This window comes from Ruegeria sp. AL2 (genome assembly GCF_056540845.1).
Map to the genome: position 1 here is coordinate 120,190 of NZ_JBQFXM010000005.1, position 15,206 is coordinate 135,395.

A 15,206-nucleotide genomic window follows, 5' to 3' on the forward strand; every position below is an offset into this window, starting at 1 on the left:
CGGACCATGAAATGTCTTATTCAGCGACTTAGAACAAGCCCTCGATCTCACCTGCGTCATTGAGGCAGATGGTTTCCGCGGCCGGTTTGCGGGGCAGGCCCGGCATGGTCATGATCTCACCGCAGACAACCACGACAAAGCCCGCACCCGCGCTCAGGCGGACCTCACGCACCGGGACCGAATGGCCGGTGGGCGCGCCCCGCAGGGTCGGGTCGGTCGAGAAGCTGTACTGGGTTTTCGCCATGCAGACCGGCAGGTTGCCATACCCCGCTGCTTCCCATTCTTTCAGCTGCGTGCGGATCTTGTTGTCGGCCAGAACCTCGTCGGCGCGGTAGATGCGCTTGGCGATGGTTTCGATCTTCTCAAACAGCGGCATTTCGTCGGGGTAGATCGGCGCGAAGTTCGCAGAGCCCCCTTCGACGATCTCCACAACTTTGCGGGCCAGATCAGCAGACCCTTCCGAGCCCAGTTCCCAGTGGCGCGACAGAATCGCCTCGACCCCGTGAGAGGCGCAATAATCCTTCACCGCCTGAACCTCGGCATCGGTGTCGGTGACAAAGTGGTTGATGGCGACAACAACCGGAACACCGAACGACTTCACGTTCTCGATGTGACGGCCCAGGTTGGCGCAGCCCGCCTTGACCGCGGCGACGTTTTCCGCGCCCAGATCGGCTTTGGCGACGCCGCCATTCATCTTCATCGCGCGCACGGTGGCAACCAGAACCACGGCAGAGGGCGCAATGCCCGCCTTGCGGCACTTGATGTTCATGAACTTCTCGGCACCCAGATCGGCGCCAAAGCCCGCCTCTGTCACCACATAGTCAGCCACTTTCAGCGCGGTCTTGGTGGCAATGACCGAGTTGCAGCCATGCGCGATGTTGGCAAACGGGCCACCATGGACAAAGGCCGGGTTGTTTTCCAGCGTCTGCACCAGGTTCGGCTGCATTGCGTCTTTCAGCAAAACGGTCATCGCGCCTTCGGCCTTGATGTCGCGGCAATAGACCGGCGTCTTGTCGCGGCGATAAGCCACGATGATATCACCCAGACGCTTTTCCAGGTCCTTCAGGTCGTTTGACAGGCACAGGATTGCCATGACCTCGGACGCCACTGTGATGTCAAAACCTGTTTCGCGCGGAAACCCGTTCGACACGCCGCCCAGGCTGGCAGTGATCTGGCGCAGGGCGCGGTCGTTCATGTCGACCACACGACGCCATGCGACCCGGCGGGTGTCGATCTCGCATTCATTGCCCCAGTAGATGTGGTTGTCGATCATCGCCGACAGCAGCGAATGGGCCGAGGTGATCGCGTGGAAATCGCCGGTGAAGTGCAGGTTCATCTCTTCCATCGGAACAACCTGCGCATAGCCGCCCCCTGCAGCGCCGCCCTTCATGCCGAAGTTCGGACCCAGCGAGGCCTCGCGGATACAGATCATCGCATTCTTGCCGATCCGGTTCAGACCGTCACCCAGACCAACCGTCGTGGTCGTCTTGCCCTCACCCGCAGGCGTCGGGTTGATCGCCGTCACCAGCACCAGCTTGCCGTCTTCACGACCCTGCACCGAGTTGATGAACTCCTGGCTCACCTTCGCCTTGTCATGCCCATACGGCAACAGATCATCACTGGATATTCCAAGCTTCGCGCCGATCTCCTGGATCGGCTTCTTATTCGCTTCACGCGCAATTTCGATGTCGGATTTATAGCTCATTGGCCGGGGTCCTTGATTGAATACCGTGCAAAACCGACGTCTAACGTCGGCGCTACGCATTCCATACCCTTGTGTACAATCTGATTAGCCATGGATTCCGACATTCTGGCGTCGCGAAGCGTCGTCAGGTCACTTCATCGGTAACTAATCGGAAACCTGCATATTTTCGGGGCTCCAGGCAGGCTGGTCCGGAACAAAGAGCTTGAGGTGATCGCCCAGTTGAATGCGCCCGGGACGTTCGACCCATCCCGTGACACCCCGGCGCCCGACGGCAGCGGGTTTGAACCCTGCACCATACCCCTGATGAACCGCTTCGATTTCGCGACCGGGCAATACGCAGGGTGCGTTTTCCATATCCACAGTGATCGTCAGCCCGTTGACCGCCTGAAGGCGCGAGGACGGCGGAATGTGCGAGAAATCCGGAACACCTTTCAGCACTATGGATGCGCCCAGATAAGACGGGTCAAGCTGGTCCAGCCCCATGTTCTGCGCGATCTGCTGCAACTCTTCCAAGGACAGCACCGAAAGTTGACGAACATTGCGGATTTCAGTGCCCTTGGGATAGAGGTTCGAGACCCGAACACAGGACGCACGGTTCAGACCTTCGTGCCGTTCGCCTTTCGCGCCCTCAAACCCAAGATCCAGCAACTCCACGGGCTTGGCACGAAGCGATCCGCCGGCAGGAACAAGGCCCAGCCAAACGACTTCGGCTGCAAATTCGGTTTCCCGCAAAAACGACATACGCGCTTCCCTACCCATTGGTGTCTGCCAGCGCATAATGCCCAGTAACGCTCTGATGGAAAGAGAAAAAACCCGGGTCAGAGCCCGGGTTCTTGCTGGTTATGCTGTCGGTTCAGGTTCCATCCCGCCCTCAGGCGGTGATTTCTTGGCCTTGGTCTTGGGGATGGCTGTGACGCTGGGCGCACTGCCCTCGTCCGACTTGTCGTTCCGGTCATCGCTGTCGCCGGGCGATTCCCCGTTCATGACGCGTTTGATTTCGTCACCGGTCAGCGTTTCGTATTCCAGCAAACCTTGGGCCAGACGTTCCCATTCTTCGTTATGATCGGTCAGAATCTTGTGCGCCTGTTCATAGCCTTGCTGGATCAGGCGCTTTACCTCTTCTTCAATCAGTTCCTTGGTATGAGCCGATACCGAGAAACCGGCAGTATTGCCCTGGTATCCCTCATGGGCCTCGGCATAGTCGATATTGCCGACCTTGTCCGACATTCCCCAGCGCATCACCATGGCACGTGCCAGTTGGCTGGCCTGCATGATGTCCCCGGCAGGCCCGTTCGACACGTGATCTTCGCCATACTTGATGACTTCGGCAGCTTTACCCGCCATGGTCATCGCCAGCTTTTGTTCGCACTCATCCCGGTGATAGTTCAGGCGATCCATTTCCGGCAGCGAAACCACCATGCCCAGCGCGCCGCCGCGCGGTATGATGGTCGCCTTGTAGACTGGATCGCACATGGGCAGAGACATACCAACAACAGCATGACCCGCTTCGTGATAGGCTGTTTTTTCTTTCTGATCCTGAGTCAGCACCATCGAGCGGCGCTCGGCCCCCATCATCACCTTGTCCTTGGCGTTTTCAAAATCTTCCATGGTGACAAAGCGACGGCCCACGCGCGCCGCCATCAACGCGGCCTCGTTCACGAGGTTGGCCAGATCCGCACCCGAGAAGCCCGGCGTACCGCGCGCGATGATGCGCAGATCTACATCGGGGCCCAGCGGCGTCTTGCGTGCGTGAACGCCCAGAATTTTCTCGCGGCCCTTGATGTCCGGGTTGCCGACTGTGACCTGACGGTCGAACCGGCCCGGTCGCAGCAGCGCAGGGTCCAGAACGTCCTTGCGGTTGGTGGCTGCCAGAATGATCACACCTTCGTTGGCCTCAAACCCGTCCATTTCGACCAGCAACTGGTTGAGCGTTTGTTCACGCTCGTCATTGCCGCCGCCATACCCGGCGCCGCGATGACGACCCACAGCGTCAATCTCATCGATAAACACGATACAGGGCGCATTCTTTTTCGCTTGCTCGAACATGTCGCGCACGCGAGACGCACCCACACCAACGAACATTTCGACAAAATCCGAACCCGAGATGGTGAAGAACGGCACGCCCGCCTCACCCGCAATGGCACGGGCCAGCAGCGTCTTACCGGTACCCGGAGGGCCAACCAGCAGCGCGCCCTTGGGGATCTTGCCACCAAGGCGGCTGAACTTCTGCGGGTTTCGCAGGAACTCGACAATCTCTTCCAGCTCTTCCTTGGCTTCGTCGATACCGGCAACATCATCAAAGGTCACGCGGCCATGCTTTTCAGTCAGCATCTTGGCCTTGGATTTGCCAAAGCCCATCGCGCCACCTTTGCCGCCGCCCTGCATCCGGTTCATGAAATAGACCCAGACACCAATCAGCAGCAGGAAAGGCAGCAGCGTGATCAGGAACGATTGAAACCCTGATTGCTGCTGTTTTACGGCCTGGACTGGTATGTTTTCCTCGATCAGAAGCTTGGTCACTTCGGCGTCGCCGGGTTTGATCGTGACATAGCTGGCACCGCTTTGCAGGGTATAGCGAATCTGCTCACCATCCAGGGTCACATTCTTGACTTCACCGCTTTGGACGGCACCGACAAAGTCGGAATAGGTTTTCTCGTTGCTCTGAAGCGTTCCGCCCGGTCCACTGAACAGATTGAACAGTGCAAGGATGAGCAGGAACAAAACGACCCAAAACGCGATATTGCGAGCGTTGCCCAAGGAAATTCTCCTAAAAGTTCCGGCAGGTGAGACGCTGCCAAGTTACCTCTTAAAATAGAGAGGTTTGTCGTATGTTCAATGCGATAAAAAAGATGTGTGGAACTCGGGCCAATCTGACGCAAGACTGGCATGCCAACCATTCGCGAGACCCGCAAGCGGGGCGGCCAGCACCCTATCCGCATTCCAAACCGCAGGCGTCGCTGTCAAAGCTATCCTGGGACGCCCGGTTGCCCGCCACTCGGGCACCTGTTGCAACCCCTCACCCCCCAAAGCACGGATTTCTGCGCCCATTGTTGCCGGTCCGCTCAGCCGCCATTTGCCATCCCACACAGCACCGGGTGCGGCCAACTGAGATTTCACGGCATTAAATTCCCTGCAAATCCAAACACTCCCGCCGTGTGGAACAATAAGACAACCGCCCACTGACGCCGATTGCCCATTCGCAACTGCATCCATCGCCCGATCCACTGCCGCCTGACGCGGGGGATAACCCGACCCGGCAACCCACGAGAGGATTCCCAGCAGGACACGGCGCCGAATCTCAAGGGGCAACGCGGCAAATCCGGCCCGGTTCACCCTCACGTCACTTTGATCCACTTGCGCCACGGACCGTGCGGATTCTTGCGCACAGATGCCAAGTGCCGTGTGTGCCTGCGCCAGATTGTCAGCCACGCGGGACAATGAAAGCGCATCAATTCCCAAAGGTTCTAGACCACCCAAAGCTTCGCGCGCCTTGATCCGATCGAAACGGGCATCCTGATTCGAAGGGTCGTCCACCCATGCCACGCCAGCCCCAGTCAGATAGGTGCGCAGCTGTTCACGGGCAATCCCCAGCATCGGGCGCAGTATCGTCAGCCCCCGCTGTTTCCGAATAGCCGCCATTCCGGACAGGCCCGTGACCCCGGATGATCGGCCCAACCGCATCAACAGTGTTTCCGCCTGATCATCTGCGGTGTGACCCAGCGCAATGGCATCGATTCCGCGGCCCTTTGCCCATTCGGATAACAAATCATACCGCGCCTGACGTGCGCGGTCCTGCAAGTTGCCGGTACCGTTCCATCCCGACCAACGCAGCGTGTCATGAGGCATCCCCAACGCAGCCGCCTGCCGGGATACCGTTTCGGCCTCGCGCGCGGATTCGGGGCGCAACCCGTGGTCGACCGTGGCAACGAAAAGGGTGATAGCCTCATCCTGCGCCACATGATGCAAAAGGTGCATTAAGGCGACAGAATCGCCGCCTCCCGAAACTGCAATACCCAACTTGCGCGGAAGTGTTTCGGGTAGCCGGGCGCGAAGGTCTGCAAGTAGTTTGCTGGAGTGATGGTTCAAGTACATCCCAACGCGGTCATCTCCTGCGTGGCGTTCGAAAACTCTGGCGCAGAAGGAAAGCGTACTCCGACCTCATTAAGAGTGATGCAGGCCTGATCAGTCTGTCCCAAACGGCCAAGCGCCGCACCCAGTTCGTACAACGCCTCGGGTGCAAATGCGCCCTCGGAATCACCCGTGAAGCTGGCCAGGAATGCTCGGGCTGCTTCGCGCGTGTCGCCAATCCCTTCAAGGGCATGACCGCGTTTCAGGTTGGCTTCGGGCGCCAGCGGACTGCCGGGATAGCTTGTTTCAAACTGCGCAAACAACGTGGCAGCAGTCTGGAAATCGCCATCGGCCAACGCTTGCGAGGCTGCATCAAAATCAGCACGTTCACCTATGGCCAGTTCACCATGATCGGTCGCCGTTGGCGTTTCGATACTTGTTGGCCCGGTGATCACAGCGGCCGTGTCACCACCCAATGTCGAGGTCTCACCCAATGTCGTCAAATCGCCGCCTTCCAGTTCGACCAGCCGGAACTCAAGGTCACCGATTCGGTTGGTGCCGTCAGTGACAATGTTCTGCACCCGCTGGTTCAACTGCTCGGTTTGGCGGGTCAGGCGCTGCAATTCCGCTTCGATCGCGACAACGCGTTCTTGGACCGAACTGCCGGACAGGTTCGGTGCAGGTGAACCCGTGGTAGAAAACTCGCGTTTCAAACGCTGAATTTCCACATGTAGCACCGTTAGTTCCTGACGGATATCTGCAAGAGTTTGCTGATCCTGTGCCTGTGCAACACCAGCCGTCGCCACAACCGCCGCCAAAACCCATCCTGCAATGCGCATCATATTACCCCAGAGTTGACCCGGTCAGAACCGTTACCGCACGGCGGTTCTTGGAATAACATTCCTCGGTGCTGCAAATCTCGATCGGGCGTTCCTTGCCATAGCTCACGGTATTCAGGCGGCTGCCCGCAACTCCGCGTGAAATCAAGTATTCTCGTGCCTCATTAGCGCGTTTGGCACCCAAACCAAGGTTGTATTCCCGTGTGCCCTGCTCATCCGCGTGGCCTTCAATCGTTGCGACAAAATCCGGATTGGCCAGCAACCAGTCTGCCTGCCCTTGCAGCACTGTTTGCGCCTCGGGCGACAAGGTCGACTGGTCAACGGCAAACAGGACACGGTCCCCGACCGTTTGCTGGAAATACGCCGGCGAGCGCGGATCACTCGGTGATCCGGGGACAATGGATCCAATGCCCCCGCTACCACCGCCGCCCAAGGCCGAGGGGTCATTACTTGTGCAGGCGGCGATCACACTCAGCGCGCCCAGCGCCAGAACTTTGCTCAATACGTTCATTTCAGGTGCCTCGTGTTATGTTTATTGCCGCCTGTCTACCACAGGGACGATTTGTTGTGAACTTTGCTGCGATCAATTCTGCAATGGGCCCCAAGACGGATCGCTCCCCCCGTCCGGTGTACGTACCGGCCGCAGGTTCCTGCCCGAGATATCCACCGAGTAAAGCGATGCCCTACCGCTGGCCCCCTGCGTTTCGCGGGTGAACATGATGACCCGGCCATTGGGCGACCAGGTGGGGCCTTCATCCAGGAAAGACGCTGTCAGCAAACGTTCTTCTGATCCGTCGATGCGCATCACGCCGATATGGAACCGGCCCTGGTTCTGCTTGGTAAAGGCGATCAGGTCGCCTCGCGGCGACCAGACCGGCGTACCATAGCGACCCGCGCCAAAGCTGATCCGCGTGGCTTCGCCCCCGTTTGCTGCCATTACGTACAATTGCGGCGTGCCGGAGCGGTCGCTTTCAAAGACAATCCGGCCACCATCCGGCGAATAGCTGGGAGCTGTTTCAATTGCGGGCGTGTTGGTCAGGCGCGTACTTTGCCCCGAGGTGATATCCATTTTCCACAGGTCGGTATTGCCGCCCTGAATAAGCGAATAGACAATCGACCGGCCATCCGGCGAGAACCGTGGCGAAAAGCTCATGGTCCCGTCCTGCGTCTTCAGTTCCCGTGGTTTCGGGCGCCCGACTTCAGTCACGTAAATGCGCGGGCTGCCGCTTTCATAACTGGTATAAAGCAGCCGGTCACCGGTGGGTGAGAACCGGGGCGCCAGAACGATGGCGGCGCTGTCAGTCATGTACTGCACATTCGCGCCATCGTAATCCATGATCGCCAAACGCTTCAGGCGCTGGTCCTTCGGACCGCTTTCCGAAACAAAGGCAACGCGGCTGTCAAAATAACCGCCTTCACCTGTGATCCGGCTATAGACCTGATCGGCCACCTTATGCGCCATGCGCCGCCACCCGTCGGTGGTACCTGCCAGTTGAAGGCCATTGCCCAGTTCCTGGCCCGAAAACACATCCCACACCCGGAACCGGACCGTCAGTTTCTGACCGGACACATTGACAGCGCCCGTGATCAGGGCGTCAGCGTTGATCGCCTTCCAATCCGCAAACTGAACCGGAGCTTCGAAGCTACTGACCCGGCTGATGAACGCATCCGAGGATATCTCGCGGAACAACCCGGTCCCGGTCAGGTCAGCCGCCACCACGCGCGAGATATCTTGCGCGAACTGAGCTGCGGCCGGGCCGTCCGGCACAAAATTCGGAACGGCAAAGGGCAAGGGTTCGATAATCCCCTCATCCAGTTCCAGACGCAAAGGCCCGCTCTGTGCATAAACCGGCGCAGACATCAGTGTCAGGCCGACAAAGAGGCTGGTCAGAAGCTTCATCATTTGATCCGCATCCTCTCGGGGTTAAATGTAATCTCAACATCCTGCCAATGTTCGTATTTGTCAGCAGGCAAATCATATCCTTTGGCCCCGCAGCGCAAAATAGCACGTCGCGCAGCCTCGTAGGCCTGTTTAACGGCTCCCGCCGAGCCGCCAGAGCTGTCCAGCATCCGAACGCTGCCGCCGACGACCGTACCATCACGGTTCAACGAAAACGCGACAACAACCACAGTGTTCAGCGCATCTGTGGACAAGGAACCCACATTCCAACATCCAGAGACGGCCAGTCGCATCGCGTCTTTCTCTCCGCTGGTCAGCGGTGGACCAGAAGGTTCGGACCCGCTGCCCAAGGCTTCGGCCAGGGCGTCGTTGATTGCCGTTTCATCGGTTTGTTTCTCAGGTTCCGGGGTCGCCTCAGGCGTTTTGGCCACAGCGGGTTCGGATGGCGGGCTTGGCCGGTTTGGACGCACGCGCGGTCGCGGAGATGTCAGGGGCGACTGTTCCTTGGTTTCCTCGGCCTCGGTCACAATCTCCGGGGCTGCCTCTTGCGGCGCGGTCTGATCCTGCTGTTCCTGCTGAACTTCTGCGCCTTCATCCAGGGATACCGGCGGCGTTTCAAAATCATCAGGTTTTGCCTCGGGCGGTGGCGGAGCTATTGCCTCGGGCGCGACGCGATCCGAGGGGCGCGGCTGTGCCTCCGGACCAGGCGGCGCAGGCTGTGCAACAGGCTCGACCTGAGGTTCCGTCAGAACCGGAGGCTCGTCAGGAACCTCGGGTTCTGGCGGCGCTTCCACGATGACGGGCTCTGGCTCTGGTTCTGGTTCAGCCGGTGCAACAGGTTCAGGGCGCGGCTGTTCGTCAATCACGGATTCCGGCGGTTTGGTCACAGCCTCCGGTTGGGGCGGTTGTTGCAACGCGGTCGGCACTTCGGGGACTTCCGGCGCATCCCGCTGGGCAGTCATCGCCGCGAATTGTTCAGCCGTGATCACTGAGACGTCCTGCACAGCCATCGGCAACGGTTCGGACCTGAAGGTGCCGCCGAACATCGCCCATCCGATCAGGCTGACATGCGCAATCGCTGAAATCTTGGTGCCGGTATCCACCGTGCGACCTCACTCTCCACCTTCATCCAGCGTCGGCCCACCGGTATCGGTCACAAGGCCAACGTTGGAAAAACCGCCCGCGTTCAGTGCACCCATGACCTGCATCACCTGTGCATAAGGGATTGCGCCATCGGCCCGCAGGAAAACCCGGTCGCTGCTCCGCTCTGCCGCAATGGCACGCAGCTTGCCAATCAACTCTTCGCGCAACACATCGGTGGTCTGGATCTGCACGCGGCCGTCTGCGGTCAGAGTGACGGTCAAAGGCTCTTCGTTGTCGCCGGGCAGCGCACTGGCCGCGGTCTTGGGCAGATCGACCGGAACACCAACCGTCAGCAATGGCGCGGCCACCATGAAGATGATCAGCAATACCAGCATGACATCCACGAAAGGGGTCACATTGATCTCGGCCATCGGCTGCGCGCGACCGCGACGCCGACCACGTCTGCGCCCATTGCCGCCCGAAGATTGCTGGATCGCAACGCCCATCGTCAGCTGTCCAACTGGCGCGACAGGATGGTTGCGAATTCATCCGCAAAGGCTTCATAGCCGCCAACGATCCGGTCACTATCGGCGCTGAGTTTGTTGTAGAAAATCACCGCCGGGATCGCCGCCAAAAGGCCCAACCCTGTCGCCATCAACGCCTCGGCGATGCCGGGAGCCACCACAGCAAGGTTGGTGTTTTGCTGCTCGGCAATCTCGATGAACGCATTCATGATGCCCCAAACGGTGCCAAACAGCCCGATAAACGGAGCTGTGGAGCCAACAGTCGCCAGAATGGGAAGCCCTTTTTGCAAGGTTTCCGCCTCTTTCGCGATGGCGACATCCATCGACCGGTCGATACGCGCGGTTGCCCCGGCAATCAGCCCGCCATCATTGCGATGCGACCTGCGCCATTCGATCATGCCTGACGCAAAGATCTTTTCCGAACTGCCATCCGGCTGGGTTCCGATCTGCTCGAACAACTCATCCAACGGGTTGCCCGACCAGAAGCTTTCATCAAAAACCTGCGCCTCGCGTCGGGCCGCGCGATAGTTGATCAGCTTCTGAATGATGATCCCCCAGGACCATATGGATGCGCCGGTAAGTACCAGCATCACCAGTTTGACGATAAAGGTCGCGCGGGCAAACAGCCCCCACATGGAGAAGTCGATCTCCTGCGCCAGCGCCAGCGTTTCAGCTTCCATGAACCTGCTCTTTGTTTTGCCTGATGGCCGTTCGTTTGGCCTTGTTTTGCCAAACGCTATCTCAGTTGGTCATGAAAAGCCAACAGAACCACCCACGGTCCGCAAATTGTTACATCAATGCGCGAATCTCTGCCGGCAAACGGATCGGCTTGCCTGCTTTATTGATGCAAACGGCCGTGACTGTTGCACGAAATATTTCGGTCTCACCGCGTCGGACAAGCTGTGCCATGGTCAGACGCACGCCCGAGATTTCGGTAACTTCGGTTTCGACAATCAATTCATCATCGAACCTTGCAGGCGCCAGATACTCGGCCTCGAGCCGCCGCACGACCCAAACAATGCCTTCTTCTCGCATGGCGTTTTGGTCATTGCCCAGATTACGCACCCAGTCCGAGCGCGCGCGCTCGATATAGCGCAGGTAGTTCGCATGATAGACAACCCCACCCATGTCGGTGTCTTCATAATACACGCGGATGGGGTAGGTATGTTTCATTGCAACGTCTCCAGACGGGCAAACAGCCTTAACGCGTGCGAGGCATCCTGTGCCGCCCGTGGCAAAACCGGATCATAGGCCGCCCGGATCAAGGACGCGATGTCGGGACGCAGGATCGTGGCCTCACCTGCGATTGCCAGTGGAGATTTATTGCGAAATGCAGTGTCCGACCAGAGCAAGATTGTCTGCACGACTTGATTGAGCGCAAGGGTTTCAGCCGGAACCTTCGACAATTCCTTGTCCATGCGCAGAAACACAAACGCCGCGCGGATCGCGCCATCTTCTTCGAACCGGAAAATGCGGTACTGGTTTGCATCTGCCGCGACCAGCCGTGCAACCAAAGGTTCCAGATCCGGGACCAGACGATCAAGGTCCGGTACTTCCAGCAGCTCCTGCCAGTCCCGGAAAAAGAAAACCATGCAATTCGCGCCAAGTTCAGGGTCCGTCTCGCCCATTTGGTGACCGGCCAGCGTGACAACAGCTTCAAAAGCCCCCTTTACGGTGGCTAGCGTCTCGTCTTCAACGCCAAAAACGATCGGAACTATCGGCCGCCCCCAGCGCGCAAACAGAAACTCGCCGCTTTCGCGTGTGAACAGCGCCTCAATTTCTTCCGGTGTCACCGCCAGCCCTTCATCTTTTTAAAAATACTCTCGCCGAAAGGCATAAAATCTAAGTGCGCGGGCTTCAACCGAACAGATCGCTTTGCCGCTTGGGCACGGCCATCCCAAGATGCGTCCACGCCTTCTGCGCCAACATCCGCCCGCGCGGAGTACGCTGGATTAGCCCCTGTTGCAGCAAATAGGGCTCGATCACCTCCTCAAGCGAGTCGCGGCTTTCGGACAGCGCGGCAGACAGGGTTTCAATCCCAACCGGGCCGCCTGCGTAGTTTTCGGCAATCAGCTTCAGATACCGCCGGTCCGCACCATCAAGACCCAGATTATCAACGCCCAGACGGGTCAAGGCACCATCGGCCAGGTCACGTGTGATCCGCCCGTCCCCTTCGACAATCGCGAAATCCACAACGCGTCTCAGCAATCGCCCGGCGATACGCGGGGTTCCACGCGACCGGCGCGCGATTTCGCGCGCACCATCGTTATCCGCGGGCGCACCCAGTTTCCGCGCGTTCCGGGTGACGATTTCGTGCAACTCATCCACCGTGTAGAACTGAAGCCGGGTCGGGATACCAAACCGGTCACGCAAGGGCGTTGTCAGCAGGCCCATCCGTGTGGTGGCCCCCACCAGTGTGAATGGCTGCAGTTCGATCCGAACGGTGCGCGCAGCAGGACCTTCGCCGATAACAAGATCCAGCTCGAAATCTTCCATGGCCGGGTACAGCACTTCCTCCACAACTGGGTTGAGCCTGTGAATCTCGTCGATGAACAGCACGTCACGCGATTCAAGATTGGTCAGGATCGCTGCCAGATCCCCCGCCTTGGCCAGAACCGGGCCTGAGGTCATGCGGAAGTTCACTCCCAATTCACGCGCCATGATCTGCGCGAGGGTCGTTTTGCCCAACCCCGGAGGTCCGTGAAACAAGGTGTGGTCCATCGCCTCGCCGCGTTGCCGGGCTGACTGGATAAAGATGCGCAAGTTGGCGCGCGCCTCAGCCTGACCAATGAATTCATCAAGCCCCTGAGGACGCAAGGCGCGGTCATTGTCTTCCGGCAGGGGCTCCGGGCGCAGGGTGGGATCAGCGTCAACCATTCACTTACCCTTTCGGAGCCAGCAGCCTGAGGGCCGCGCGGATCAGATCAGCCTCGTCCGCATCCGGCTGGCTTGCAGCCGCTTCAGCCACAGCGCCCGCCGCGTCGGACGGCCCATATCCAAGATTGGCCAGCGCCGACAACGCCCCGGCAGACGCGGCCGCAGCACCTGATGGCGGTTTCGATACACGTCTAGGTGCGGGCGTAGAATCATTCGGCTCAACAACCTCAAGTTCCGGGCCGTCCAGCGCCTGAGTAATCGTGCCACCCATGGCCATCACACCCGGCGCCTTGTCCTTGAGGTCCAACACGATCCGCTGGGCTGTTTTTGGCCCGACCCCCTTGGCCGCCTTTACCGCACCCCAGTCCCCCAGGGCAATTGCGCGGCTGACACCGTCGGGTCCCAATGCACTCAGGATCGCCAGCGACACCTTCGCGCCGACCCCCTGGACCGAGCACAGCAGGCGATGCCACTCTTTCTCGACAAGCGACAGAAACCCGTAAAGCTGCATCAGGTCTTCGCGGACAACCATGTCAGTGTAGATCGAGACCGCCTCGCCCACCCCCGGCAATGCCGCCAAGGTCCGGTCGGAACAATAGACAAGATAGCCGACGCCCCGGACATCGATCAGCACATGATCTGCCGCACGATAATCCAGCCGCCCTGTCAGTTTTCCGATCATGCCCGCACCTCTTTCATACGCGCCTGTTGCGTCTTTCCGTAATAGGCGTGGCAGATTGCAATCGCCAGTGCATCCGCCGCGTCGGCCCCTTTTGGCAAACAGCCCGGCAATTGCAGTTTGACCATGTGCATAACCTGCTCTTTCTCGGCATGACCCACGCCCACCACGGTCTTTTTGACCCGATTGGGTGCATATTCCCCCACCGGCAGACCGGCCTGTGCCAGCGTCAGCAACGCCACGCCACGCGCCTGCCCAAGCTTGAGGGTTCCGGCCCCGTCCTTGTTCACGAATGTCTGTTCGATAGCAGCCTGATCGGGCCTGTGATCCGCAATCACTTCGACAATCTGATTGTGCAGCGACAGCAACCGCTCGCCCAGATCGTCGCCATCCGATTTGCATAATCCATTGGCCACATGGCTCAGGCGGCTGCCATTTGATTCGATGACGCCCCATCCCAGGGTTCTAAGCCCCGGATCGATGCCCAGAATTCGCATGTTTTGCCTCGGCCTGCTCGGGTTGTGTGATCTTTTTTCAACGCCTAGCACGAAGCGTGAACATTTTCCAAGCGAATTGACCCCAGGGCTGAAAACGACACGCGTGTTTCAGGCGCGACTTCGGGCGCGTTTTGCGACCCAGTGAAGTCTGAATTCGACACTTTCTCAAAGGCTTTTTCACCAATTGTTTAAGGGGATTACAACTTCGTGAAGCCTTGCAGAAAACGCATAGGACACATGCAAAAACTGAACTTGTGCGAACGAAATGGCGGCACTAGATGCCCCGCAGATCGCAGAAATGCAATGTGAACACTAACCAGAAGGAAACAGGATATGGCTGCACTGGACACAACCCGCGTCGCTACCACTGGCTCGTTCGGCCTTGTTGGCCGTATCGGCGCATTTTTCGTATCGGCCGTTAACGCCGCAGTTGAATGGAATGACGCCCGCGTAACCCGCAACGCGCTGACCGGTCTGACCGACCGCGAACTGGATGATATCGGCCTGTGCCGTGGTGACATCGACATCATTGCCGAAGGTCGCCGCTAAGAACCGACCCCAACACTTATATGCCCCTTTCTCCTCCCTTGAGGGGCACACAAAAACACCGCGCACCGTAAGGGTACGCGGTGTTTTTTAATCCGAGGGAGCGGATTAGTAGAAAACTTTGTTCAGCTGAGTGGCGAGGGCTTGCGACACAGGATCGATTTGCATCACCCAGGCACCGGCTTTTTCGACTGGTGTGCCTTCGTTCAGGCTGTCGATCCGATATTGATAGCCGGTGGGACTAAGGTGGGACAAAAGAAATGCTTTGAAAGCGAAGAACCCCACAAGCGTAAGCAACAGCACCTTTGCTGGCACCGCCGAGCTCACCCGCTGCGGCCTCATCACAACCAGGCCATCCTTGCGCATCGTCGCACGATAGCCACGGCTCATCTTTTGGTGTTTCTTGTTCAGGCGATTTACGCGCTGATTGAACTCCAGTTGTTTACCCGTCATGGCAGCCTCCAAAAACCGCCCCCCTCGACTTCATT

Annotated in this window: 17 protein-coding genes; 1 reads left to right on the top strand and 16 read right to left on the bottom strand. The window is 58.9% G+C overall.

Translation table 11 applies throughout. From position 1 onward, the window contains the following. Positions 1–28: 28 nt before the first annotated feature. The 15 genes from ACR0ID_RS09340 to ruvC form a co-directional block, all read right to left on the bottom strand. On the bottom strand, positions 29–1,705 hold the full coding sequence (locus tag ACR0ID_RS09340) for a formate--tetrahydrofolate ligase (RefSeq protein ID WP_480518824.1): 1,677 nt from the start codon (positions 1,703–1,705) through the stop codon (positions 29–31). A 144-nt stretch (positions 1,706–1,849) separates the two neighbouring features. Next, positions 1,850–2,446, bottom strand: coding sequence for an MOSC domain-containing protein (locus ACR0ID_RS09345; RefSeq protein WP_480605003.1), 597 nt, complete (start codon positions 2,444–2,446; stop codon positions 1,850–1,852). Between the two features lie 99 nt (positions 2,447–2,545). Continuing rightward, positions 2,546–4,462, bottom strand: a complete 1,917-nt coding sequence (gene ftsH, locus ACR0ID_RS09350; protein ID WP_480605005.1) for an ATP-dependent zinc metalloprotease FtsH — start codon at positions 4,460–4,462, stop codon at positions 2,546–2,548. A 75-nt stretch (positions 4,463–4,537) separates the two neighbouring features. Then, on the bottom strand, positions 4,538–5,797 hold the full coding sequence (gene tilS, locus ACR0ID_RS09355) for a tRNA lysidine(34) synthetase TilS (RefSeq protein WP_480605007.1): 1,260 nt from the start codon (positions 5,795–5,797) through the stop codon (positions 4,538–4,540). Then, positions 5,788–6,612, bottom strand: coding sequence for a tol-pal system protein YbgF (ybgF, locus tag ACR0ID_RS09360; RefSeq protein ID WP_480476809.1), 825 nt, complete (start codon positions 6,610–6,612; stop codon positions 5,788–5,790). The genes tilS and ybgF overlap by 10 nt, the downstream gene beginning before the upstream one ends. 4 nt (positions 6,613–6,616) lie before the next feature. Next, positions 6,617–7,123, bottom strand: coding sequence for a peptidoglycan-associated lipoprotein Pal (gene pal, locus ACR0ID_RS09365; protein ID WP_480518818.1), 507 nt, complete (start codon positions 7,121–7,123; stop codon positions 6,617–6,619). Positions 7,124–7,195: 72 nt separating this feature from the next. Next, a complete protein-coding gene (tolB, locus tag ACR0ID_RS09370; RefSeq protein WP_480473729.1) occupies positions 7,196–8,515 on the bottom strand; it encodes a Tol-Pal system beta propeller repeat protein TolB in 1,320 nt (439 codons plus the stop codon). Next, positions 8,512–9,615: an energy transducer TonB gene (locus ACR0ID_RS09375; RefSeq protein ID WP_480605010.1), complete on the bottom strand. Its 1,104-nt coding sequence runs from the start codon at positions 9,613–9,615 to the stop codon at positions 8,512–8,514. The genes tolB and ACR0ID_RS09375 overlap by 4 nt, the downstream gene beginning before the upstream one ends. 9 nt (positions 9,616–9,624) lie before the next feature. Then, the gene (gene tolR, locus ACR0ID_RS09380; RefSeq protein WP_480605011.1) at positions 9,625–10,101 is read right to left on the bottom strand and encodes a protein TolR; all 477 of its coding nucleotides are present in this window, start codon (positions 10,099–10,101) and stop codon (positions 9,625–9,627) included. Between the two features lie 2 nt (positions 10,102–10,103). Further along, positions 10,104–10,799 (bottom strand): protein TolQ, encoded by a 696-nt coding sequence (gene tolQ, locus ACR0ID_RS09385; RefSeq protein WP_209505518.1) that lies wholly within the window; start codon positions 10,797–10,799, stop codon positions 10,104–10,106. Between the two features lie 109 nt (positions 10,800–10,908). Further along, positions 10,909–11,292: a tol-pal system-associated acyl-CoA thioesterase gene (ybgC, locus tag ACR0ID_RS09390; RefSeq protein ID WP_480518814.1), complete on the bottom strand. Its 384-nt coding sequence runs from the start codon at positions 11,290–11,292 to the stop codon at positions 10,909–10,911. Continuing rightward, a complete protein-coding gene (locus ACR0ID_RS09395) occupies positions 11,289–11,912 on the bottom strand; it encodes a hypothetical protein (RefSeq protein WP_480605013.1) in 624 nt (207 codons plus the stop codon). Before ACR0ID_RS09395 ends, ybgC begins: the two co-directional genes overlap by 4 nt. 64 nt (positions 11,913–11,976) lie before the next feature. After that, a complete protein-coding gene (ruvB, locus tag ACR0ID_RS09400; RefSeq protein WP_480605015.1) occupies positions 11,977–12,996 on the bottom strand; it encodes a Holliday junction branch migration DNA helicase RuvB in 1,020 nt (339 codons plus the stop codon). Between the two features lie 4 nt (positions 12,997–13,000). After that, positions 13,001–13,678, bottom strand: a complete 678-nt coding sequence (gene ruvA / locus ACR0ID_RS09405; protein WP_480483973.1) for a Holliday junction branch migration protein RuvA — start codon at positions 13,676–13,678, stop codon at positions 13,001–13,003. Further along, entirely contained in the window at positions 13,675–14,172 is a 498-nt protein-coding gene (gene ruvC, locus ACR0ID_RS09410; RefSeq protein ID WP_480554489.1) for a crossover junction endodeoxyribonuclease RuvC, read from the bottom strand. The genes ruvA and ruvC overlap by 4 nt, the downstream gene beginning before the upstream one ends. 333 nt (positions 14,173–14,505) lie before the next feature. On the opposite strand from ruvC, the gene ACR0ID_RS09415 reads away from it, so the two are divergent. Next, positions 14,506–14,721, top strand: coding sequence for a DUF1127 domain-containing protein (locus tag ACR0ID_RS09415; RefSeq protein ID WP_480483975.1), 216 nt, complete (start codon positions 14,506–14,508; stop codon positions 14,719–14,721). 105 nt (positions 14,722–14,826) lie between these two features. Here the strand turns inward: ACR0ID_RS09415 and ACR0ID_RS09420 are convergent, their stop codons facing one another. Beyond that, on the bottom strand, positions 14,827–15,183 hold the full coding sequence (locus ACR0ID_RS09420; RefSeq protein ID WP_480473739.1) for a hypothetical protein: 357 nt from the start codon (positions 15,181–15,183) through the stop codon (positions 14,827–14,829). Positions 15,184–15,206 lie beyond the last annotated feature (23 nt).

Bases quoted from the DNA above. Each gene is read 5' to 3' on its own strand.
- tilS (WP_480605007.1), bottom strand. From the start codon at position 5,797: ATGTACTTGAACCATCACTCCAGCAAACTACTTGCAGACCTTCGCGCC.
- ybgF (WP_480476809.1), bottom strand. From the start codon at position 6,612: ATGCGCATTGCAGGATGGGTTTTGGCGGCGGTTGTGGCGACGGCTGGT.
- ruvB (WP_480605015.1), bottom strand. From the start codon at position 12,996: ATGGTTGACGCTGATCCCACCCTGCGCCCGGAGCCCCTGCCGGAAGAC.
- ruvA (WP_480483973.1), bottom strand. From the start codon at position 13,678: ATGATCGGAAAACTGACAGGGCGGCTGGATTATCGTGCGGCAGATCAT.
- ACR0ID_RS09345 (WP_480605003.1), bottom strand. From the start codon at position 2,446: ATGTCGTTTTTGCGGGAAACCGAATTTGCAGCCGAAGTCGTTTGGCTG.
- ruvC (WP_480554489.1), bottom strand. From the start codon at position 14,172: ATGCGAATTCTGGGCATCGATCCGGGGCTTAGAACCCTGGGATGGGGC.
- tolQ (WP_209505518.1), bottom strand. From the start codon at position 10,799: ATGGAAGCTGAAACGCTGGCGCTGGCGCAGGAGATCGACTTCTCCATG.
- pal (WP_480518818.1), bottom strand. From the start codon at position 7,123: ATGAACGTATTGAGCAAAGTTCTGGCGCTGGGCGCGCTGAGTGTGATC.
- ybgC (WP_480518814.1), bottom strand. From the start codon at position 11,292: ATGAAACATACCTACCCCATCCGCGTGTATTATGAAGACACCGACATG.
- tolB (WP_480473729.1), bottom strand. From the start codon at position 8,515: ATGATGAAGCTTCTGACCAGCCTCTTTGTCGGCCTGACACTGATGTCT.
- tolR (WP_480605011.1), bottom strand. From the start codon at position 10,101: ATGGGCGTTGCGATCCAGCAATCTTCGGGCGGCAATGGGCGCAGACGT.
- ACR0ID_RS09415 (WP_480483975.1), top strand. From the start codon at position 14,506: ATGGCTGCACTGGACACAACCCGCGTCGCTACCACTGGCTCGTTCGGC.
- ACR0ID_RS09340 (WP_480518824.1), bottom strand. From the start codon at position 1,705: ATGAGCTATAAATCCGACATCGAAATTGCGCGTGAAGCGAATAAGAAG.